General features: G+C 71.5%; 18 protein-coding genes. 13 read left to right on the top strand and 5 right to left on the bottom strand.

Annotated elements, in window-relative coordinates; all coding sequences use genetic code 11:
- Window position 1: 1 nt before the first annotated feature.
- Window positions 2-1165 (bottom strand): lipid-transfer protein, encoded by a 1164-nt coding sequence (locus tag SSP29_RS19445; RefSeq protein ID WP_089101964.1) that lies wholly within the window; start codon window positions 1163-1165, stop codon window positions 2-4.
- A gap of 96 nt (window positions 1166-1261) precedes the next feature.
- Here SSP29_RS19445 and SSP29_RS19450 point away from each other — a divergent pair, with 96 nt between their 5' ends.
- On the top strand, window positions 1262-2854 hold the full coding sequence (locus SSP29_RS19450) for a FadD3 family acyl-CoA ligase (RefSeq protein WP_275539766.1): 1593 nt from the start codon (window positions 1262-1264) through the stop codon (window positions 2852-2854).
- An 82-nt stretch (window positions 2855-2936) separates the two neighbouring features.
- Here SSP29_RS19450 and SSP29_RS19455 read toward each other — a convergent pair whose 3' ends face one another.
- Window positions 2937-3134, bottom strand: coding sequence for a hypothetical protein (locus SSP29_RS19455; RefSeq protein ID WP_089101965.1), 198 nt, complete (start codon window positions 3132-3134; stop codon window positions 2937-2939).
- Between the two features lie 226 nt (window positions 3135-3360).
- Window positions 3361-6312, bottom strand: a complete 2952-nt coding sequence (gene afsR / locus SSP29_RS19460; RefSeq protein WP_089101966.1) for an SARP-family global regulator AfsR — start codon at window positions 6310-6312, stop codon at window positions 3361-3363.
- Between the two features lie 134 nt (window positions 6313-6446).
- Here afsR and SSP29_RS58520 point away from each other — a divergent pair, with 134 nt between their 5' ends.
- From SSP29_RS58520 to SSP29_RS19490, 6 genes are read left to right on the top strand one after another with little or no spacing between them, the layout of a single operon-like run.
- Window positions 6447-6854, top strand: coding sequence for a glycosyltransferase (locus SSP29_RS58520; RefSeq protein ID WP_089101967.1), 408 nt, complete (start codon window positions 6447-6449; stop codon window positions 6852-6854).
- A complete protein-coding gene (locus SSP29_RS19470) occupies window positions 6851-7348 on the top strand; it encodes an acyl-CoA thioesterase (RefSeq protein ID WP_089101968.1) in 498 nt (165 codons plus the stop codon). The genes SSP29_RS58520 and SSP29_RS19470 overlap by 4 nt, the downstream gene beginning before the upstream one ends.
- A gap of 55 nt (window positions 7349-7403) precedes the next feature.
- A complete protein-coding gene (locus SSP29_RS19475) occupies window positions 7404-8642 on the top strand; it encodes an amidohydrolase family protein (RefSeq protein WP_089101969.1) in 1239 nt (412 codons plus the stop codon).
- 60 nt (window positions 8643-8702) lie between these two features.
- Window positions 8703-9545, top strand: a complete 843-nt coding sequence (locus SSP29_RS19480; protein WP_089101970.1) for a vWA domain-containing protein — start codon at window positions 8703-8705, stop codon at window positions 9543-9545.
- A gap of 2 nt (window positions 9546-9547) precedes the next feature.
- Window positions 9548-10402: a hypothetical protein gene (locus SSP29_RS19485; protein WP_089101971.1), complete on the top strand. Its 855-nt coding sequence runs from the start codon at window positions 9548-9550 to the stop codon at window positions 10400-10402.
- Window positions 10402-12702: a protein kinase domain-containing protein gene (locus SSP29_RS19490; RefSeq protein ID WP_089101972.1), complete on the top strand. Its 2301-nt coding sequence runs from the start codon at window positions 10402-10404 to the stop codon at window positions 12700-12702. The genes SSP29_RS19485 and SSP29_RS19490 overlap by 1 nt, the downstream gene beginning before the upstream one ends.
- Before the next feature lie 255 nt (window positions 12703-12957).
- Here the strand turns inward: SSP29_RS19490 and SSP29_RS19500 are convergent, their stop codons facing one another.
- Entirely contained in the window at window positions 12958-13848 is an 891-nt protein-coding gene (locus SSP29_RS19500) for a hypothetical protein (protein ID WP_089101973.1), read from the bottom strand.
- A gap of 250 nt (window positions 13849-14098) precedes the next feature.
- Between SSP29_RS19500 and SSP29_RS19505 the strand changes: the two genes are divergently transcribed.
- From SSP29_RS19505 to SSP29_RS19530, 6 genes are all read left to right on the top strand, one after another.
- A complete protein-coding gene (locus SSP29_RS19505; protein WP_150134495.1) occupies window positions 14099-15046 on the top strand; it encodes an LLM class F420-dependent oxidoreductase in 948 nt (315 codons plus the stop codon).
- 13 nt (window positions 15047-15059) lie between these two features.
- Window positions 15060-15830: an SDR family NAD(P)-dependent oxidoreductase gene (locus SSP29_RS19510; protein WP_089101974.1), complete on the top strand. Its 771-nt coding sequence runs from the start codon at window positions 15060-15062 to the stop codon at window positions 15828-15830.
- Window positions 15831-15927: 97 nt separating this feature from the next.
- Window positions 15928-17046 carry an LLM class flavin-dependent oxidoreductase gene (locus tag SSP29_RS19515; protein ID WP_089101975.1) on the top strand — a complete coding sequence of 373 codons (1119 nt, stop codon included), beginning with the start codon at window positions 15928-15930 and terminating at the stop codon, window positions 17044-17046.
- Window positions 17047-17149: 103 nt separating this feature from the next.
- A complete protein-coding gene (locus SSP29_RS19520) occupies window positions 17150-18880 on the top strand; it encodes an N-acyl-D-amino-acid deacylase family protein (protein WP_089101976.1) in 1731 nt (576 codons plus the stop codon).
- Complete coding sequence (locus SSP29_RS19525; RefSeq protein ID WP_245883144.1) at window positions 18877-20355, top strand: aldehyde dehydrogenase family protein; 1479 nt, start codon at window positions 18877-18879, stop codon at window positions 20353-20355. Before SSP29_RS19520 ends, SSP29_RS19525 begins: the two co-directional genes overlap by 4 nt.
- 198 nt (window positions 20356-20553) lie before the next feature.
- Complete coding sequence (locus tag SSP29_RS19530) at window positions 20554-21105, top strand: DUF3455 domain-containing protein (protein ID WP_089101977.1); 552 nt, start codon at window positions 20554-20556, stop codon at window positions 21103-21105.
- Window positions 21106-21226: 121 nt separating this feature from the next.
- Here the strand turns inward: SSP29_RS19530 and SSP29_RS19535 are convergent, their stop codons facing one another.
- Entirely contained in the window at window positions 21227-21613 is a 387-nt protein-coding gene (locus SSP29_RS19535) for a nitroreductase/quinone reductase family protein (protein WP_089101978.1), read from the bottom strand.
- Between the last annotated feature and the right edge of the window lie 32 nt (window positions 21614-21645).

Raw genomic sequence — 21645 nt, forward strand, 5'->3', positions numbered from 1 at the left:
CTCAGCTCCGGTTGGTGAGGAGGAGGGCGGAGGTCGGGACGCCCTCGCCGGCGGTGACCAGGCAGGTGGCGGCGCCCGGCACCTGGGCGGTACTGGTGCCGCGCAGCTGCTTGACGCCTTCGGTGATGAGGTTGAACCCGTGGACGTAGGCCTCGCTGAGACCGCCGCCGCCGGTGTTGAGGGGCAGCCGCCCCCCGATCTCCAGGGCGCCCCCCTCCGTGAACGCCCCGCCCTCCCCCCGCCCGCAGAAGCCGTACCCCTCCAGGGAGAGCGGTATGAGGGCGGTGAACGCGTCGTAGATCTGGGCGACGTCGACGTCGCCCGGGGTGAGATCGGCGTGCTTCCACAGGTGACGGGCGGCGGTCCAGGCGGGGCCGGTGAGGGGGTCGTCGTTCCAGTAGTTGACCATGCCGTGGTGCTGGGCGGGGAGGCCCTGGGCGGCCGAGTGGACGTAGACGGGCCTGCGCCGGCAGTCCCGGGCGCGTTCGCTGCTCACGACCACACAGGCCAGCGCGCCGTCCGTCTCCAGGCAGTTGTCGAAGAGGCAGAGGGGCTCGCTGATCCACCGGGAGGTCATGTACATCTCGCGGGTGAGGGGACGGTCGTACATCACGGCGGCGGGATTCTGGTTCGCCCGGTTGCGGCAGGCGAGGGCGACGTTGAACAGGTGATCCCGGGTGGCGCCGTACGCGTGCATGTAGCGCCGCGTGAGCATGGCTATCTCATCCGCGGGCCGGAGCAGGCCGAAGGGCCGGGTCCACTGGGCGGGGGTCGGGAGCTGGACGGTGGTGTTGGTCCAGGGGCGGGGGCCGGAGCCGCGTTTGCGCGACCGCCATGCCACGCCCACGCTCGCCTGCCCGCTCGCGATCGCCGCGGCGAGATGCGCGACCGTGGCACACGAGCCGCCCCCGCCGTACCCCACCTTGCTGAAGAAGGTCAGATCCCCGAAGCCGACCGCCTTGGCCAGCTCCACCTCGTCGGTCTCCTCCATGGTGAAGGAGGCGAGGGCGTCGACCTCGCCGGGGGCGATGCCGGCGTCGTCGAGGGCGGCGAGGACGGCCCGGCAGGCGAGGGTCTTCTCGTCCTCGCCGAGCTGTTTGGCGAAGGGGGTCTGCCCGATCCCGACGATGGCGGTGGCGTCCTTGATGCCCCTGAGACCGGCCATGTGCCCGCACCTCCACGGCTGTCGCGGCTTGCTGACAGGTCGTCAGGCTACAGCTAATCTGACGGTCAGTCAGCTATGCGTCCGGGGAGGCCGGTTGTGCGCGGTGACATGGAGTGGGGGACCGTTCCGGGACTGGTGCGGTCGGCGGCGAAGCGGTACGCGGACGTCGAGGCGGTGGTGGACGGCCGGACCCGGATCACGTACGCGGAACTGGGCGCCCGGGTGGAACGGGCGGCGGCCGCGTGCATCGCCTCCGGTGTGGAGACGGGCGACCGGGTGGGGATCTGGGCGCCGAACTCCCTGGACTGGATCGTCGCGGCACTGGGCGCGGTGTCGGCGGGCGGGGTGCTGGTCCCGCTGAACACCCGCTTCAAGGGAACAGAGGCGGCGGACGTGCTGCGCCGCAGCGGGGCCCGGCTGCTGTTCGTGACGGGGACCTTCCTGGGGACCTCGTACGTGGCGTCGCTGCGGAGGGCGGCGGGGGAGGGGGACGGGAGCGGCCCCCTCCCGAGCCTGCCGTCCCTGCGGGACGTGGTGGTGCTGTCCGAGGACGCGCCCGTCGACTTCCGTACCTGGAAGGACTTCCTGGCGGCCGGGGAGGGGGTCGCCGCCGCTGAAGTCGCCGCCCAATCCGCCGAGTTGGACGGCTCCCGCCTCTCCGACATCATCTTCACCTCCGGTACGACGGGCCGCCCGAAGGGTGCGATGATCACCCACGCGCAGACCCTGCGGGCGTACGAGATCTGGGCGGACCTGGCGGGCCTGCGCACCGGCGACCGCTACCTGATCGTCAACCCCTTCTTCCACACCTTCGGTTACAAGGCCGGGGTGATCGCGTGCCTGATGCGCGGGGCGACGATGATCCCGCAGCCGGTGTTCAACGTGGCGACGGCCCTCGCGAACATCGCGTCGGAGCGGGTGTCGGTCCTCCCCGGCCCCCCGACCCTCCACCAGTCCCTCCTCGACCATCCGGCCCGCGACACCCACGACCTCTCCGCCCTGCGGCTGGTGGTGACGGGGGCGGCGGTCGTACCCCTCCTCCTCGTCGAGCGCCTGCGCGGCGAACTCGGCGTCGAGACGGTGCTGACCGCCTACGGCCTCTCCGAGGCGAGCGGGATCGTGACGATGTGCCGCCGGGGCGACGACCCGACGGTGATCGCGTCGACGTCGGGCCGGGCGATCCCCGGCACGGAGGTACGGGTGGACGGGCTGCCCGGCGAACCCGGGGAGGTCCTGGTCCGCGGCTTCAACGTGATGCGCGGCTACTACGAGGACCCGGCGGCGACGGCCGGAACCCTGACGCCGGACGGCTGGCTGCGCACGGGCGACATCGGCGTCCTCGACCCGGCCGGCAACCTCCGCATCACCGACCGCCTGAAGGACATGTTCATCGTCGGCGGCTTCAACGCCTACCCGGCGGAGATAGAGCAGCTCCTCGGCCTCCACCCGGACGTGGCCGACGTGGCGGTGATCGGCGTACCGGACGCGCGACTGGGCGAGGTCGGCAGGGCCTTCGTGGTCCGGCGGCAGGGGGCGGTACTGACGGCCGACGACCTCATCGCCTGGGCACGGCGCGAGATGGCGAACTACAAGGTCCCGCGGACGGTGGAGTTCGTGGCGGAGCTGCCACGGAACGCGAGCGGGAAGGTGGTGAAGGGGGAACTGCGGGCCGGCGGGCCCAGGCTGTAGCCGACCGGGCTTGAACACACGTCGGCCGCGACGGCTCCCCCTCCGCGCCGCCGCGGCCGTTCCCCGTCCCGGTGTGGTCCTGTCAGGCGGTCTCGCCCGTGGCGTGGATGTTGTCGGCGTGGATGTTGGCCGTGCCGGCCTCCGCCGTCTCCTCGTCCGCCTCGAACGGGTTCCCGGTCGCCAGCGGCTCGCTCGTCGCGTGGATGTTGTCCGTGGTGACGGTCGTCTCGTCCTCGGTGCTCGTCGCGTGGATGTTGTCGGTGCTGTTGCCGTTGCTCATGTTCACTGCCTCCCCTGACAGTTCGGTGCCTTGACATGGACCGCCTGTCCGGCGGCTCCCCCGAGCCCGCCGGACAGGCATGGTGACCGCTCACCGTAGTGCAACGGTCCAGGTCGCCCCGTCTGCCCCCCGACGCGGCGGAACGACACCACGAGAGTGACGGACGGCGATAAACGAACGATGAACGTCCGGGCAGGCCTTTCTGCCCGCCCGGCTGCCCCCCGGGCTACGCCATCGCGAGCGGCTGGAGGAGGGCACGGACCTGGTCGGCCTCCGGAGCGTCCAGCGCCTCGAACAGGTCCAGTGCCTCGCGCCAGCACACCTGGGCCCGGCCGGGCTGCCCGATGCCGTTCAGCGCCTGCCCGAGGACGACCAGCACGTTGGCCCGCCGCCAGTCACCGCCGATGCCGCGCAGGACGGTCAGGGCCGCCTCGGCGTTGGAGGCGGCCTGCCCCGGATGCCGGGCGGCGAGATCGGCCTCGGCCAGGCGGAACAGGGACATGCCCTCCCACAGGCGCTGGCGGCTGTCCCGGAACACCTCCAGGGCCTCCTGCAGCCGAGCGGTCGCCTCGGTGAGCGCGCCGTGCTGGGTCAGGGCGAGACCGAGCGCGTAGCGGCCGTTGGCGCCCTTGAGGGCGTGTCCCATGGCGTCGTACATCCGCGTGCCCTGCCGGGCCAGTGTCACCGCGCTCTCGGTCCGCCCGGTGGCCAGGTGGATTCGGGAGAGGTTGCACAGGGCACTCGCCTCGCCGGGGCTGTCGTCGCAGGCGCGGAAGTTCTCGATCGCCTGGTTGAGATGGGCCTCGCCGTCGTCGTTCCGGCTCTGGTAGAGCGCGATCACCCCGAGGATGTTGGACGACCAGCAGCTCGCCAGGGGATCGACGGACGCGGTCGTCAGCTCGCGGGCCCGGCGGGCCTCCTCGTCGGCCAGGTCGAACCGGCCGGTGACGCTGTGGGCGTAGGCCAGGGTGATCAGGGCCCGGGCCTCCGCACGCGGGTCCGCGGCCTTCCGTGCCGCCTCGCACAGCGTCGCGGCGACCCCCGCGTACTCCTTGGAGTTGGTGCCGGACTCGGCCAGGTCCACGGCGGCCCACAGCGCGTCGACGGCCCGCGCGAGAAGTCCCGAGCCCGCCGACTGCCGTACGCACGCCAGCAGTGACACCGCCTCCGCGTACAGCCAGTCCTGCGCACGGTGCCGGTCCGCGAAGACCAGCCCCGGGCGTTCCGGGGTGGCCAGGTGGTCCACCAGCCGGTCGCCGGGCCGCTCCAGGGCGTAGACCCCGGCCGCCGTCGCCAGATAGAAGTCCAGCAACCGTGAGACCGCCGCCGACCGCTCGCTGGGCGGCCACTCGTCCCGTTCCGCGCACGCACGCGCGTAGAGACGTACGAGGTCGTGGTACCGGTAGCGGCCGGGGGCCGCGGACTCCAGCAGGGAGGTGTCGACGAGGGCCTCCAGGAGGTCCTCCGTGTCCTCCGGCGGAAGGTCCAGCATCGCGGCGGCCGCGGCCAGCGATATGTCCGGCCCGTCCGCCAGCCCGAGCAGGCGGAACGCCCGCGCCTGGGCGGGGTCCAGGGCGCCGTAGCCCAGTTCGAAGGTCGCCTTCACCGCGAGGTCGCCGGCCTGGAGTTCGTCCAGGCGCCGGCGTTTGTCGGCGAGCTTGGCCGCCAGCACCGAGACCGTCCAGGTGCGGCGGGCGGCGAGCCGGGACGCGGCGATCCGGATGGCGAGGGGGAGGAAGCCGCACGCGGCGACCACGTCCAGGGCGGCCTCCCGCTCCGCGGCCACCCGCTCCTCGCCGACGATCTTCGTGAACAGCTGCAGGGCCTCGTCCGGGGACATCACGTCCAGGTCCACCAGATGGGCCCCGGCGAGGTCGACCATCCGGGCGCGGGAGGTGACCAGCGCCGCGCAGCCCTCGGTGCCCGGCAGCAGCGGACGTACCTGCGCCGCGTCCTTCGCGTTGTCGAGCAGGACGAGGACGCGGCGGCCGTCCAGGACCGAGCGGTAGAGGGCCGCCCGGTCGTCCAGCGAGTCGGGGACGGACGAGTCCGGCGTGCCCAGGGCCCGCAGGAACGAACCCAGTACCGTCTCCGGCTCCGCCGCCCGCGGGCCCGCGCCCTGCAGGTCCACGTACAACTGGCCGTCCGGGAAGGCCGACCGGGCCTGGTGGGCGACGTGCACGGCGAGGGTCGTCTTGCCGACGCCCCCGATGCCCGCCAGCGCCGATACGGCCATCACCCGGCCCTCCGCCGAGGCCAGCACCTCGCTCAGCTCGGTGACGAAGGCGGAGCGGCCGGTGAAGTCGGGCACGGTGGCCGGGAGTTGCGCGGGGCGGACCTGGACGGCGGCGGGTTCCGCCGCCGGGGCCGAGGGCTCCGCCAGGGCCGGGTCGGCCTGGAGGATCCGCTGCTGCAGGTCCCGCAGGCCCGAGCGCGGGTCGACGCCGAGTTCCTCGGCGAGCAGCCGGCGGGTGTCCGCGTACACCGCGAGGGCCTCCGCCTGGCGGCCGCTGCGGTACAGGGCGAGCATGAGGAGTTCACGGAGGCGTTCGCGGAGGGGATGGGCCGCCGTGAGGGCCGTCAGCTCCGACACCGCCTCCGCGTGGCAGCCCTGCTCCAGGTCCATGTCGAGTCGGGATTCGAGGAGTTGGAGCCGCAGCTCCTCCAGGCGGACCCGCTGGGTCTCCGCGTACGGCCCCGGCACCCCGGCCAGCGGCTCGCCGTCCCACTGGGCCAGCGCCCGCCCGAGCACCTCCCGTGCCTGGTGCAGGTCCCCGCCGCTTCTCGCCTTCTCCGCCTCCGCCGCCAGCTCCTGGGCGACCGCCAGATCCAGGGCACCCTCGCCGAGCCCGCGGACGGCATAGCCGCCGGACTCGCTGACCAGGACGCCGGGGTCCAGGACCTTCCGCAGCCGGGACGCGTACGTCCGTACCGCCGCCAGTGCCTGCGAAGGCGGCTCCGGGCCCCACAGGGCGTCGATCAGCTCGGCCGCGGTCGCCGTGCGCCCCTCGCGCAGCAACAGGGCGGCGAGCAGGGCGCGTTGCTGGGGGGAGCCGGTGTTGAGCGGCTCCTCGGCCCGCCATGCGCGCACCGGACCGAGCACACTGAAGCGCAACGCCGCCGCCTCCGCCGGGGAGGGGGCGCGCCGCTGCTCCGGCACCCGTGGTCCACCGTCCATGCCCGTCCCCCTAGACATCCCGCTTCACCCCGTCAGTCTGCCTTGTCCGGGCGGGTTGCGTCAGCCGGGGGAGATACCGATCACAGGGCGACACGCAATCCTCACCTGCCCGCCTCCGCGAGCAGGACCAGTTCGTGCCGGAAGGACTCCGCGAGGCGGCCGGCGCCGAGCCCGTCGTCTACCCGGTGGAGAGCGACGGCTCGGACGCGCCCGAGCGCCTCGCGGAGGGCTTCGCCCGCGCCGTCCACGCCTCGCTCGGCTCACTCCCCGCGCTGACCAGGGCGTACGAACACGACCGCCCCGACCTGGTCCTGTACGACGTCTACGGCTTCGCGGGCCTGCTGCTCGGTGCCCGGTGGGGCGTGCCGACGGTCCTGTGCTCGCCCACGCACATGGCCTACGACGGCCTGTTCCCGGAGTTCTTCGACGGCGCCGGCGGCCTCGCCGAGCTCCCCGGGTACGACGCCCTCGCCGCCGCCTTCGCCGAGCGCGGCCTCGACCCCGCCCGCATCCACGAGGACGCGCTCGGAGCGGGCCGGTGAGCCATGCGACCCTGCGGGCCCTGGCGGCCCCGACGGTTCCCGCCCCGGCGCCGTCGCACCACCACCGCCCCCACCTCTACAGCCGCCCGGTCCCGATGAGCGACCTGGACCCGATGAACCACGTGAACAACGTCCGCCTCCTGGAGATGATCCAGGACGCCCACGTGGACCTCTTCTACCTCCAGCACGGCCACCCCGGACAGCCCGGCCAGGCCGTTCGCGTCCGGGTCATCTACGCCCGCCACGAACTCGACTGCACCGAGGCCCTCGACCTCCGCCCGGAACCGGCCGTCATCAGCACCACCGTGAGCTCGGTCCGCCGCCTGTCCTTCGAGCTGACCAGCCGGATCACCCGCGGCGACCAGGTGTTCTGCACCTGCGTGAGCACCTGCGTCGCCTACGGCCCCGCCGCCCGCCGCACCCGCGGGCTGGAGGACGACGAGCCGGCCGTGCTGGCGCGGCACGCGGTCTGCGACTGCCGTCCGTCCGCCTGACGAACCGTCATCGCGACAGCTGACGGTTCGTCAGATCGGCGCTACCGTGGGCGCCATGGACACCCAGGACGGCACCTTTCCGCTGATCATCTCCGTCGACGACCACACCGTGGAGCCGCCGGACGTCTGGCAGTCCCGCCTCCCGAAGAAGTACCTGGACACCGGGCCGCGCATAGTCCGGGCCCCGCTGAGGGAGATGAGCTTCCTCGGCGGCCGCTTCAAGCCGGTCATGGGCAGGCCCGGCGAGGACGGCCCCACCGGCGACTGGTGGATCTACGAGGACCTGCACCGCCCCCTCACCCGCCTCGACACCGCCGTCGGCTACTCCCGCGACGAGATCAAGCTCGAAGTGATCACGTACGAGCAGATGCGGGCAGGGTCGTACGACGTGCCGCAGCGGCTCGCCGACATGGACGTCAACCACGTCCAGTCCGCGCTCTGCTTCCCGACCTTCCCCCGCTTCTGCGGGCAGACCTTCACCGAGGCCAAGGACCGCGAACTGGCCCTGCTCTGCGTGAGGGCGTACAACGACTGGATGGTGGAGGAGTGGTGCGGCCCGCTGGCGCAGGGCCGTCAGATACCCCTCGCCCTCATCCCGCTCTGGGACGCCCGGCTGGCCGCCGCCGAGGTCCGCCGCAACGCCGCCCGCGGCGTCCGCGCCGTCGCCTTCTCGGAGATACCCCCGCACCTCGGGCTGCCCTCCGTCCACACCGACGACTGGGACCCCTTCCTCGCCGCCTGCGACGAGACCGGCACGGTCGTCGCCATGCACATCGGCTCCAGCAGCCGGATGCCGTCCACCTCCGCCGACGCCCCGCCCGCCGTCGGCTCCACCATCACCTTCGCCAACTGCTGCTTCTCGATGGTCGACTGGCTGATGAGCGGCAAGTTCGAGCGCTTCCCCGGCCTGAAGGTGATGTACGCGGAGGGCCAGATCGGCTGGATCCCCTACATCCTGGAACGCGCCGACGTCGTCTGGGAGGAGAACCGCGCCTGGGGCGGCGTCGCCGACAAGGTCACCCGCCCGCCCTCCGAACTCTTCGCCGAGCACGTCTACGGCTGCTTCTTCGACGACGCCTTCGGGCTGAAGAACCTGGACGCGATCGGCCTCGGCAACGTGCTGTACGAGACCGACTACCCGCACTCCGACTCCACCTGGCCGAAGTCGAGGGAGGTCGGCGAGGCGCAGATGGGCCACCTGGCCCCCGACGCGGTGGAGCGGATCGTCCGCGGGAACGCGATCGACCTGCTGGGCCTGACGGCGGACGGACTGTGGGGCGGAGCCCGACCGTGAAGCCCCTGTGAAGATGCTGGTCGTTCGGTATGGTGATCCCCTGAACAAGGGGGGCGTGACGTGCCGTACACCGCAGAGATCAGCCGGACGAACCCGGGTTGCTTCATCTTCCTCGTCGATCAGTCCGCCTCCATGAGTGATCCCATGGGCAGTGGTGAGGCGACCCAGCAGCGGGCCGAGGTTGTCTCCGACGCGATCAACCGACTGCTGACCGAGTTGTCCGTCAAGTGCGCCAAGGAAGAGGGCGTACGGGACTACTTCCACGTGGCTGTGATCGGATACGGGCACAGTCACGTGGGCTCCGCGTTCCAAGGGGCGCTGGCCGGGCGGGACCTCGTCCCGCTCGGTGAGGTCGCCAACAACCCGGCCCGGGTGGAGAGCCGGACCAAGAAGGTGCCCGACGGCGCCGGTGGCCTGGTCGAGACGTCGGTCCAGTTCCCTGTGTGGATGGATCCGGTGACCAACGGCGGCACACCCATGACACGTGCCCTAGGCTATGCCGACTCCCTGGTGGCCAACTGGGTGGAGACGCATCCGAGCGGCTTCCCGCCCATCGTGCTGAACTTGACCGACGGCGAGTCCACGGACGGCGACCCCACCAGCGCCGCCATCTCTCTGGCCTCGCACGCCACCGCCGACGGCGCGGTTCTCCTGTTCAACCTGCATGTGTCCGGTACCGGTGGTACGCCTGTCACCTTCCCGGACAGCGAGGAAGGCCTGCCCGACACCTACTCGCGGCTGCTGTTCCAGATGTCCAGTGTGCTGCCCAGCCACATGCGGTCGTACGCCTCCTCGCAGGGCCACCGGGTCAGCGAGACCACGCGCGGCTTCGTCTACAACGCCGACATCACCTCGATCGTGGAGTTCCTCGACATCGGCACCCGTGCCACGGAACTGCGCTGACCATGGAAGATGCCGCCGCGCTGCTGGAACACCAGCGCCTGCGGGTCCCCAAGGCGGGCAGCGGACCGGAGGAGTGCGAAGACGCCGAGCGGGTCTGGTCCGGTGAGTCCAGGACCGACGATGCCGGACGCAGCATCGTCCCGTTGTACGCCGCGGTGTCCGACGGCGCCTCGGAGAGTCTGCTCGCCGGAGCCTGGGCCGCCCGGCTGGTAGAGGATGCCGTCGAATCGCTGGCCCTGGCATACGACTGGTGGGGCAACCTGGAGGCCTTTGTCGAGGACCTGATGACCAGGTCAGCCGCGCGCTGGGCGGCCTACCTGGACCAGTACCGGGCCGAGCGTGAGGCGCGGGGGCGACCCATCACCTGGTACGAGCAACCCGGTCTGGACAAGGGGGCGTTTGCGACCGTGCTCGGCACTGAGATCAGGGCGACCACATCGGCCGACGGTACCCGCACCTGGTCCTGGCACGCCTTCGCCCTCGGTGACAGCTGCCTGTTCCATCTGAGGGACGACGTCCTGCTACGGGCCTTCCCGCTGGAGAACGCCGAGGACTTCGGCGTGACCCCCCAACTGCTCGGCAGCCGCAACCACGACACGGCGCTGGTCACGGACCGGCTCGCGGTCGCCCACGGCGTCCTTGAGCCGGGAGACGAGATCCTGCTCGCCACGGACGCGCTGGCCGCCTGGCTGCTGTCCCCGAGGGCCGGGTACCTCGCCCCCGGCCGTCAGCTGGCGATGGTCCTCGAACGGGATCAGGAGTCGTTCCCGGAGTGGGTGGACGACCAGCGGGCCCGAGGGCTCATGCGCAACGACGACGTGACCCTGATCCGGATGAGGGTGAGAGCGGAGGCGTGATGGCGGTGTCCCGCGGCGGGCGGCCCGTCACCGGAACCGGAGGGATCAGGAAGTTCCCCACGGGTGCGAACTACATGGAGGCCTTGCAGCACCCCGAGCTCTGCTTCCGCGACCCCGACCTCAGGAACGGCACTGTCCAGCAGAGCCCGGTGGTGGGACTCGGGCCCAAGGCGATCTCCGGCAACTTCGCCAGCGTCTTCTCCGTCACCGCGCGGGACGGACAGCGCTACGCGTTGAAGTGCTTCACCCGGGACACCTCCGCCATGGGGACACGGTACGACGCGATCAGTACCGCCCTGCGCGCGCTCGACGCCGGCGCGCTCTCCCAGCCCTGGTCTGTGCGCTTCGACTTTCTGGAACAGGGCGTTCTGGCGCTGGGCGACTGGTTCCCCGTACTGAAGATGGCCTGGGTGCAGGGGACGGACCTCCTCACCTGGATCGACCGCAACCGCCATGACGCCGCCGCCGTCCGCTCGCTTGCCGATCGCTTCCTCGCCGTCGTGGACGACCTGGAGTCCCACGGGATCGCCCACGGAGATCTCCAGCACGGCAACATCCTGGTCGCCACGGACGGCACGGTCCGGCTGGTCGACTACGACGGCATGTACGTGCCCGCGCTCAAGGGCGAGGCGGCGACCGAGAACGGTCACCGCAACTACCAGTCGCCACGTCGCACCGCCACCGACTTCGGTCCGGCCATGGACCGTTTCTCGGCGTGGGTGATCCACCTCTCCCTCGTGGCGGTCGCCACCGACGCAGGCCTGTGGTCGCAGCTCCATGACGACCAGGGGGAGTACCTGATCCTGTCCGAGTCCGACTTCAAGGACCCGGCGACCTCCCTGGCGTGGCCTCTGCTGCTCGGCCACCCAGACGAACGGTTGCGCGCCGAGGCGTTCCGGGTGCACGACCTTCTTGGGAAGCCGTGCTCGGCGCTGCCGCGCCTGGCGCCCAGTGCCCTGAAGCCGCCCGCGCCTCGCTCCGGGCAGAAGCGCAGGAAGGGCGCTGCCACACCGCCTGTGGGTGCCGGTGCAGCAGCGACGGTGCAGGCACCGGGATCCGTCGGCGGAGCCATACCGGCCTGGATGTCGGACCGGATGGCCACCGGCGGCCCGCTTGTCACGGCCGGTGCGCCCGCGGCTGTCGGCGGAAACGCCGGACCGGGGACCGCACACGCGGCCACCGCGGTGGCACCCTTCTCCAGGCGGCGTCCGAGTGACGTGATGGCCGCCGCTACCGCCCTGCTCACCACGGCCGCCCCGGGTGTACTGACGGTTGCCGCCGGCCAGCCGGAGGCCTACCTGCCGCTCGCCCAGACCACCGCACTGTTCGCCGCTGTCACCGCGATCGGTTTCGGACGGCGCCGCAGGCCCGAATACCGGCAGGCGAAGCAGCAGGTGCGCGGGCTGCGTAGGCGGATGCGTGAGCTGAAGGACCCGGCTGGGGCCCACCGGCGGCTGGAGCAGGAGATGCAGAAGCTGGACCAAACGGTGGCCAAGGACAACGCGGCCACCGACAAGCGCATCCAGAGCCTCCAGACGGAGCTGCGGGACGGCCTGGCCCGAATCACCATGGACCTCAACCGCCGCACGGACGGTGTCCGCAGACAACAGGCGGAACTGCCCGCCAAGGAACAGCGGCTGATCGCCGACGCGCTGGAGCCCGAGGTCCGGGCACACGTCGAGAACAGACTGCGCCGGACGTCGATCCAGGACGCCCGCAACCTTCCGAACATGGGCGCGAAGACCATCCAGGCCCTGATCGACGCCGGTATCCGCACCGCCGCGGACTACACGGGAGTGTCCTTTTCCCAGGGACCGGGCTCCGGCGGCCGAACCGCGTACTTCGTACTCGGCAGCGGTATGCACGTCCGGGTACCCGGCATCGGCGAGGGCAGGGCGACCAGTCTGGCGGACTGGCGCCAGTCGCTGGAACAACGTGCCCGCGCCTCCGCTCCGGCCACACTGCCGGCACCCGTTCTGAACCGGATCCGCGCCGAGATCGCCACTCTCCGGGCGCAGTACGCCACGGAGGTCAAACAGGCGGAGGGCAAGGCCCAACTGGACCGGGACGCCACGCAGAAGCGGGTCGCCGACGAACGGCAGCGGCTGATGAACGACCGGCAGCAGCGCGGCATGGAGGCGCAGCGCAGGAGGGCCGATCTGTTGCAGCGACAGAAGCTTCTGGCGGGGGCCCAGATGGAGCGGACCCGGGTGACGGGGGAGCTCTCGGCCGCTCGGGCGGAGATCCGGCGCGTCCTCGGGGCCGGCAAATACCTCAGGTTCGTACTGTCGGGCCGCTGAGCTTGCGCCTTCCGGTTCGGTGTCTCAGCAGCCGGTGGTGAAGCCTCCGTTGAGGTGGCGCGGGATCTCGATCTCGTCGACCAGGGCGGCGGCGTAGTCCTCGTAGGAGATGCGGGCCTGGCCGTCCGATCCGGTGACGGGTGGTCGAGGCCGGTGCGGTAGCGGCCGGGAAGGCGCGGACGGCCGCCGCGACTGTGGCCACGGCGGCTGTGTACGGCGCGGCGGCCGGGCCGCCGACGGTCATGCCTGCCGGTGTCAGCCGAAGAACACCGAGGAGATCTTGTTGTCGAAGCCGATCGAGGCCAGGTCGGCGATGTCGCCCTGGACCACCTTGGACTCGCCCTTGCAGTTCTTCTCCGACCAGATCTTCAGGGCTCCGGAGGCCCGGAGGGAGGAGGCGGCGTCGTCGCGGGCGACGTTCTGGCAGCCGGAGCCGGCCAGCCCCTCGGAGGGGTCGCCGAAATTGGTCTCGTCGGAGAGGACGACGCTGGTCGCGGCGGCCGTACCGGTCCCGGTGCCGCCGGTGCCTCCCTGGTCCTGGACCCCGGCCTTCTTGCCGTCCGGCGTCACGCCGAACCAGGTGCCGCCCACGCCCTGCCCGTTGGTGTCGCCGGGCTTGAGGTCCTTGCTGAAGCGGTAGACGGGCCAGCCGCCGATCGTCACCTGGAGGTTGCCGTCGTCCCGCTTGACCACGCCGACGGCGGACTTGTCCACACCGTCGATGAAGATCTTGCCGCCCGGGGCGACGACGACCGGCGGCCAGGTGGTCGCGCAGGCGTCGTTGCAGTTGGACTTGGACGGGTTCGCGGTGTCCTTGTCGAAGCGGTAGAGGGTGAAGCCCGCGCCGTTGACGACGACCGGGTTCAGGTTCCCCGCCTTGGCCGCGCTCAGCTGCACCCACTTCTTGGCGGCCGGGGTCACCGCCGGCTTGCCGGCGGCGGGGGCCCAGTCTCCCGTCTTCGGGGTGGCGTTGTTCTGCTTCGCGGTGCCGCTGTTGAAGTGCAGGCTCTGCAGCGCGGTGCTGACGCCGTCCTTGGCCGCCGAAGCGGCGGCGCCGGCGGCCTGGTCGGTGGCGTTGCAGGCGGTCAGCAGCAGGGACGCGGCGACCGCGGTGGCGGCCAGCGCGGCGATGCGGTTGCGGATCATGTCGGTCTCCCCGTGTCCGGTGTGACCCGGAACCCCCGGGTCGTCACCAGCCAGTACGAGCCCTGGTCGGGCCGCCTTCACCCGGTGACGCGCCTGGGACACGACCACGACGACCCCGGGTCAATCAGTCAGAGAGGCGGACATTCTTCACCGGACGGTCATCGCCCACGGCTCTTGTCTGACGAGGCGTCAGGCAAGACGATGGCTCCGGCAGTGCTGATGTGACGGTCCATCAGATCCAGGAGGGTGTGTGTCCATCCAAGACCTGCCGGACGGGCGTCCGGCGTACGGGATACAACTCCCCGTCCAGTCCCAGTCCACCATCTACGCCGAGAGCTGGGAGGCCGGGGCCGGGGCCGACGACCTCGTCGCGATCGCCCGGGCCGTCGAGGACGCGGGCTTCGCGTACCTCGCCGTCTGCGACCATGTGGCGATCCCGCGCCGGCTGGCGCCCGCCATGAGCACGGTCTGGTACGACCCGGTGGCCACCCTCGCCCACCTGGCCGCCGTGACCGGGCGGATACGGCTGCTCAGCCATGTCGCCGTCGTCGGGCTGCGGCACCCCCTGCTCTCCGCCAAGCAGTACGCGACCCTCGACCACCTCTCCGGCGGCCGCCTGATCCTCGGCGTCGGCGCCGGGCACGTGCGGGAGGAGTTCGAGGTGCTCGGGGTGGACTTCGGGCAGCGGGGAGCGGTGCTCGACGAGGCGGTCGACGCGTTGCGGGCGGCGCTCGGCCACGACGAATTCCCCTCCCACCACGGCAAGTTCTACGACTTCGAGGGGCTCGGGCAGCGGCCCCGGCCCGCGCAGCAGCGGGTGCCGGTGTGGGTCGGCGGGTCGTCGCCGGCCGCGGTGCGGCGGGCCGCGCTCAAGGGCGACGGCTGGCTGCCGCAGGGCGACCCGCGGGACCGGCTCCCGGCGCAGATCGCCCGGCTGCGGCGGCTGCGCGAGGAGGCCGGCATCGAGGAGCCGATCACCGTCGGCGCGATCACCGAACCGCTGTACGTCGGCACACCGGACTGGGCGGTCGGCCGCCGCACCCTCACCGGTGCCCCCGAGGCCCTCGCCGAGTCGCTGCGGGCGTACGGCGAGATGGGCGTGCACCAGATCCAGGTGCGGTTCCGCAGCCGGAGCCGGGCCGAACTCATCGACCAGATACAGGCGTTCGGGGCGGACGTCGCGCCCCGTCTCGCCTGAGGGAGGCAGTGGCATGGGCAAGCTGGACGGGCGGGTCGTCATCGTCACCGGGGCGGCGCGCGGACAGGGCGAGCAGGAGGCGCGGCTCTTCAGAGAGGAGGGTGCGCGAGTCGTCGTCGCCGATGTGCTGGACGACCTGGGCGAGGCCCTCGCCAAGGAGATCGGGGCGGCCTACGTCCACCTGGACGTCGGCGTGGAGGCGGAGTGGCAGGCCGCCGTCGCCGCCGCGAAGAAGGCGTACGGCCGCGTCGACGGGCTGGTGAACAACGCGGGCATCCTGCGCTTCAACGCGCTCGTGGACACGCCCCTCGACGAGTTCATGCAGGTCGTGCAGGTCAACCAGGTGGGCTGCTTCCTGGGCATGAAGACGGTCGCGCCCGAACTGGACGACGGCGGGACCATCGTCAACACGGCCTCCTACACCGCGCTGACCGGGATGGCGGCGGTCGGCACCTACGCCGCCACCAAGCACGCGGTGCTCGGACTCACCCGGGTCGCCGCGCTGGAACTCGCCGACCGGCGGATCCGCGTCAACGCGATCTGCCCCGGCGCCATCGACACCGCGATGTCCAACCCGGCCCGCCTTGACCCGTCCGCCGACCCCGCGGAGATGAGCCGCGCGCTGGACGAGCTGTACCGCAAGCTCGTGCCGCTGGGCCGGATCGGACGGGCGGAGGAGGTGGCCAAGCTGGCGCTCTTCCTGACCTCGGAGGACTCGTCGTACATCACCGGGCAGCCGTTCGTGATCGACGGGGGATGGCTGGCGGGGGTCAGTGTCATCTGACGGACCGTCATCTATTGACGTTTCTGACGCAACGTCAGAAAGTCGTAGCACTCATAAGGACCACAGGGACCACCTGGACTTGGGACGGTGAACCGCCTTGGAATTCGGGCTCTTTGTACAGGGATACGTGGGCAAGCGAGCCGAGACCGACCCGCTGGCCGAGCACAAGGCACTGATGGAGGAGACCGAGTACGTCATCCAGGCGGACAAGTCCGGCTTCAAGTACGCCTGGGCCTCCGAGCACCACTTCCTCGACGAGTACTCCCACCTCTCCGCCAACGACGTGTACCTGGGCTACCTCGCCCACGCCACCGAACGGATCCACCTCGGCTCCGGGATCTTCAACCCCCTCGCCCAGGTCAACCACCCCGTGAAGGTCGCCGAGAAGGTCGCCATGCTCGACCATCTCACCGGCAACCGCTTCGAGTTCGGCAGCGGACGCGGGGCCGGCTCCCACGAGATCCTCGGGTTCATCCCCGGTGTGACCGACATGAACTACACCAAGGAGATCTGGGAGGAGACCATCGCCGAGTTCCCCAAGATGTGGCTCCAGGACGAGTACGTCGGCTTCCAGGGCAAGCACTGGCAGCTGCCGCCCCGGAAGGTGCTGCCGAAGCCGTACGGCAAGTCGCACCCCGCGATGTGGTACGCGGCCGGGTCGCCGCCGTCGTACGCCATGGCCGCGAGGAAGGGGCTCGGCGTGCTGGGGTTCAGCATCCAGAAGGTCTCCGACATGGAGTGGGTGCTTGAGCAGTACAAGACCGCGATCGTGAACGCCGAGCCGGTCGGGGACTTCGTCAACGACAACGTCATGGTGACGACGACGGCGATCTGCGCGCCGACGCACGACGAGGCGATCCGCATCGCCGCGTCCGGCGGGCTCCACTATCTGCCGTCTCTGGTGTTCCGGTACCACGACACCTTCCCGCGGCCCGAGGGCTTCCCGGTGTGGCCGGAGACGCTGCCGGAGTACACGCCGGAGTTCGTGGAGCTGCTGGTCGAGGAGGAGTTGCTGATCTGCGGTGACCCGGACGAGGTGCTGCGGCAGTGCAAGCGGTGGGAGCAGGCGGGGGCCGACCAGCTGAGCTTCGGGCTGCCGGTGGGGGTGCCGAAGGAGGAGACGCTGCAGACGATTCGGTTGATCGGGGAGCACGTGATTCCGAAGATCGACACGGATCCGGTGCACCGGACTACGCGGTTCCGTCAGGGGGCTTGAGGTCGCGTCGGCGGGTGCGGGTGGGATGTGGCTGGTCGCGCAGTTCCCCGCGCCCCTAAAAGCAGATCGGTCAGCGCATCGCATGCCTGAGGAGGCAAGGCTCGTGCTCGATCACGTCATCAAAGGGGCGACGGTTGTTGACGGGACCGGCGCGCCCGCGTTCGTCGCCGACGTCGGCATCCGCGACGGCCGTATCGCCGTCATAGGAACCGTCACCGAGGAATCCCGTACCAGCGAGGACGCCGCCGGGCTGGTGCTGGCGCCTGGGTTCGTCGACCCCCACACGCACTACGACGCCCAGCTCTTCTGGGACCCCTACGCCACCCCCTCCCTCAACCACGGGGTGACGACCGTCGCCGCCGGGAACTGCGGGTTCACCCTCGCGCCCCTGAACCCGGGGCGTCCCGCCGACGCCGACTACACCCGTCGCATGATGTCCAAGGTCGAGGGCATGTCGCTGGTCGCCCTGGAGGAGGGGGCGCCGTGGAGCTGGAGTGGTTTCGGGGAGTATCTGGACGCTCTTGAGGGGCGGATCGCCGTCAACGCCGGGTTCATGGTGGGGCACTGTGCGCTGCGCCGGTACGTGATGGGGCCGGATGCGGTCGGCGGGCAGCCCAGTGAGGAGCAACTCGCCGAGATCGTACGGCTGTTGCACGAGGCCATGGACGCGGGCGCGTGGGGGTTCTCCACCACCCAGTCCAGTACCCACTCCGACGGGGACGGGCAGCCGGTGGCGTCGCGGCACGCGCTGCCCGCCGAGCTGCTGGCTCTCTCGAAGGCCGTCGGGGAGCACGAGGGGACGCAGATCGAGGCGATCGTCGCCGGGTGCCTCGACCAGTTCAGCGACGCCGAGATCGAGTTGTTCGCCGAGATGAGCGCGGTGGCCGGACGGCCCCTGAACTGGAACGTGCTGACGGTCGACGCCGCCGTGCCGGAGCGGGTGCCGCGGCAGCTCCAGGCCAGTGAGCGGGCCCGGAAGGCGGGCGGCAGGGTGGTCGCGCTGACCATGCCGATCCTCACGCCCATGAACATGTCCCTCGGCACCTTCTGCGCGCTGAACCTCATTCCCGGGTGGGGGCCGATTCTCGGGCTGCCGGTTCCGGAGCGGATCGAGAAGCTGCGCGATCCCGGGGTGCGGGCGGAGCTGCTGGAGCGCGCCCACTCCAAGGAGGCCGGTGTCTTCCGGCGGCTGGCGAACTTCGGGCGGTACGTCATCGGGGACACGTACAGCGAGGCGAACGCCGGGCTGTCGGGCCGGGTGGTACGTGACATAGCACAGGAGCGAGGCCAGGACCCCTTCCACACCCTGGTCGAGATCTGCGCCGCCGACGACCTCCGTACCGTCCTGTGGCCCATGCCCACCGACAACGACCCCGCCTCCTGGGCGCTGCGCGCCGAGACCTGGCAGCACGAGGACGTCATGCTGGGCGGGTCCGACGCGGGGGCCCATCTGGACCGCATGTGCGGGGCGCCGTACACCACCCGCTTCATCGGTGACTGCCTGCGCGGCCGGCAGCTGCTCGGCCTGGAACAGGCCGTGAAGATGCTGACCGACGATCCCGCCCGGCTCTTCGGGCTGCGGGAGCGGGGGCGGATCGCGGAGGGCTGGCATGCGGACCTCGTGCTCTTCGACCCGGAGCGGATCGCCGCCGGCCAGGCCACCCTGGTGCACGACCTGCCGGGAGACAGTCCGCGCCTGGACTCGAAGGCGATCGGGGTGCGGGCGGTCTGGGTCAACGGCGTCGAGGCGATCCGGGACGACGTGGTGAGCGGGGCCGTACCGGGGAAGGTGCTGCGGTCCGGGCGGGACACCAGGACGGTGAGCACCCGGTGAGCGAGGCGGGCGGGGCGGGCGAGGCGGCGGACGGGCAGCGGCTGTTCGTCGGGGGCCGGTGGGTGGCGCCGGACGACGGGTACTACGAGGTCGTCGACCCGGCGACCGAGGAGACCGTGGGCTGGGCGCCGGAGGCGTCCCGGGAGCAGGTGCTGGCGGCCTGTGCGGCCGCCCGGGAGGCCTTCGACGGCTGGTCGCGGACGCCGGCGGGGGAGCGGGCGGCGGTGCTCGGGCGGGCCGCCGACATCATCCGCGGGCGGCTGGGCGAGTACGCGGACCTGGCCCGCGCCGAGACGGGCGCGACCACCGCCACCGCCCGGGCGATGCAGGTGGGGGTGGCCGCGGCCCGGTTCCGGCGGTACGCGACCGTCGAACCGGCCGAGTGGGCGATCCCGCCGCAGATCAACGAGGCCGGGCCGATGGGCAAGGCCGGCGTCATGGGCGCGCTGGCCGTGCGGCAGCCGGTCGGGGTGGTCAGCTGCATCACCTCGTACAACAACCCGTGGGCCAACCCGGCGGGCAAGGTCGCGCCGGCGCTGGCGATGGGCAACACGGTGGTCGTGAAGCCCGCCCCGCAGGACCCCCTCTCCGTCTACCGGATGGCGGAGGCGCTGGAGGCGGCGGGCGCTCCGCCGGGCGTGGTGAACGTCGTCTCCGGCCGGTCGACCGCTGTCGGCGAGGCCGCCGTGGCCTCCCCGGACGTCGACATGGTGAGCTTCACCGGCTCCACGGCCGTCGGGCAGCGCATCGCCGAGGTGTGCGGGCGGGACATGAAACGGCAGTTGATGGAGCTGGGCGGCAAGGGTGCGGCGGTCGTCTTCGAGGACGCGGACGTCGGTTCGGCGGTGGCCGGCATCGGCACCACCTTCTCCTTCTACAGCGGGCAGATCTGCACGGCGCCCACCCGGGTGCTGGTGCAGCGGGGGCTGTACGACCGGCTGGTGGACGGACTGGCCGCGTATGCGGGGCGGTTGAAGGTGGGCGACCCGGCCGCGCCGGACACGGTGGTCGGGCCGTTGATCACCGCCGAGCACCGGGCGCGCGTCGAGTCGTACGTCGAACTCGGCAGGAAGGAGGGCGCGACGGTGCTGACCGGCGGCGAACGCCTGCCGCTGGAGCGGGGGTTCTACATTCCCCCCACCCTCCTCGCCGACTGCACGAACGACATGCGGGTGGCCCGCGAGGAGATCTTCGGCCCGGTCGTCTCCGTCGTCCCCTTCGACGACGAAGAGGAGGGCATCGCCCTCGCCAACGACTCCGACTACGGCCTCATCGACTACGTCTGGTCGGGCGATGTGGCCCGCGCCTTCCGGGTGGCACGGCGGCTGCGGGCGGGCGGCGTCGGGATCAACACCGTCGGCCGGAACATGGAGGCGCCGTTCGGGGGCTTCAAGAGGAGCGGGGTCGGCCGGGACGTGGGGTCCTACGCCCTGCACGCCTACAGCGAGGTGCAGGCGATCGTCTGGCCGGGGTGAGGTGTCAACGAGGGCTGCCTGCTTGCCCTTTGGGGATCCGGGAGGCGTCCCGTGCGGGCAGGGATGGGGCAATCCGCTCCGGAAGCGGTGGCGGATCCGTAGCGTCCGGACCTGACAAGGGGGACGGCCGGTTTCCGGATCGTCGATGTCCGGCCGCCCCCTTCCCCGAACACGCACGGAATCCTTGGAGACCACTCCATGAAGCACGTCAAGAGAATCGCCCTGACCACCACGGCCCTCGCCGCCGCGGCCGCCGCCACCCTGCTCGGCACGACGGCCGTCCAGGCCGCGTCCGCGAAGCCCGCCGCCCTCCCGGCCGTCCACGCCCCCGCCGCGCTCGCCGTGCCCGACGGCAACAAGCTGACCGGCGTCTACTCCGCGCACGGCGTGCAGACCTACACCTGCACCGACGGCGCCTGGAAGCTCCTGGAGCCCGCCGCCACCCTCTCCGACAAGCGGGACCGCGCCCACCGCCCGGTCGCCCTGCACTCCCGTGGCCCGGTCTGGGTCTCCACGGTCGACGGCAGTGCGGTCAACGCCACGGCGGCCGTCACCTCCCCCAAGGAGGGCACCATCCCCGAGCTGCTCCTGAAGGCCACGGCTACCCGCGGCGCCGGGACATTCGAGGGCGTCACCTACGTCCAGCGCCTGGACACGGAGGGCGGCGTGGCCCCGGCGGCGGCGTGCACGGGCACGGACCAGATCTCGGTGCCGTACGCGGCGACGTACGCCTTCTACAAGGCGAGCTGACCACGCCCTGAAGGGGCGCTGGGGGTACCTCCGACCGAAGGCTGGGGGAGGAACTGCGCGACCGGCCACGACGGTGCCGCGGTCGGCAGACTGCGCATCGCGGCACTTGTAGCGGAGCGCCTTAGTCGGCGAGATCGACCCGGATCGTCAGGAGCTGCGTCCCCAGTGCCTTTACGGCCATGCTGTTGCCCTTGGGCAGGGTGCGCAGCCGGGCGACCGGGTCGTCGTCGGGCAGCAGGTGGGCGGTGCCGTGGTGCCACCGCCCGCCGATCCGCACCCGCACCCGCGGGTCGGCCTGGATGTTCCGCACGTACTGGGACTTCGTCCCGAACTCCGACACCAGCCAGAAGCTCTCCCCGACCCGCCGCCCGCCCAGCGGGGTGCGCCGGGGCTCCCCGGAGACCCGCCCCGTGGTCTCCAGCAGGGTCTGGAAGGGGAGCAACCGGGTCAAGCGGTTGGCGACATGCCGCTGGAAGGCGGTGGTGGCACGGAATCTGCGATCGGACATGGTTCCTCGGCTCTCTCTTCTGCCGTACTTCG

Source organism: Streptomyces hyaluromycini, assembly GCF_002217755.1.
GTDB lineage: Bacteria > Actinomycetota > Actinomycetes > Streptomycetales > Streptomycetaceae > Streptomyces > Streptomyces hyaluromycini.

Excerpts from the sequence above, each read along its gene's own strand:
- SSP29_RS19445 (WP_089101964.1), bottom strand. The coding sequence starts at position 1,165 with ATGGCCGGTCTCAGGGGCATCAAGGACGCCACCGCCATCGTCGGGATC.
- SSP29_RS19455 (WP_089101965.1), bottom strand. The coding sequence starts at position 3,134 with ATGAGCAACGGCAACAGCACCGACAACATCCACGCGACGAGCACCGAG.
- afsR (WP_089101966.1), bottom strand. The coding sequence starts at position 6,312 with ATGGACGGTGGACCACGGGTGCCGGAGCAGCGGCGCGCCCCCTCCCCG.
- SSP29_RS19475 (WP_089101969.1), top strand. The coding sequence starts at position 7,404 with ATGGACACCCAGGACGGCACCTTTCCGCTGATCATCTCCGTCGACGAC.
- SSP29_RS19485 (WP_089101971.1), top strand. The coding sequence starts at position 9,548 with ATGGAAGATGCCGCCGCGCTGCTGGAACACCAGCGCCTGCGGGTCCCC.
- SSP29_RS19490 (WP_089101972.1), top strand. The coding sequence starts at position 10,402 with ATGGCGGTGTCCCGCGGCGGGCGGCCCGTCACCGGAACCGGAGGGATC.
- SSP29_RS19500 (WP_089101973.1), bottom strand. The coding sequence starts at position 13,848 with ATGATCCGCAACCGCATCGCCGCGCTGGCCGCCACCGCGGTCGCCGCG.
- SSP29_RS19510 (WP_089101974.1), top strand. The coding sequence starts at position 15,060 with ATGGGCAAGCTGGACGGGCGGGTCGTCATCGTCACCGGGGCGGCGCGC.
- SSP29_RS19530 (WP_089101977.1), top strand. The coding sequence starts at position 20,554 with ATGAAGCACGTCAAGAGAATCGCCCTGACCACCACGGCCCTCGCCGCC.
- SSP29_RS19535 (WP_089101978.1), bottom strand. The coding sequence starts at position 21,613 with ATGTCCGATCGCAGATTCCGTGCCACCACCGCCTTCCAGCGGCATGTC.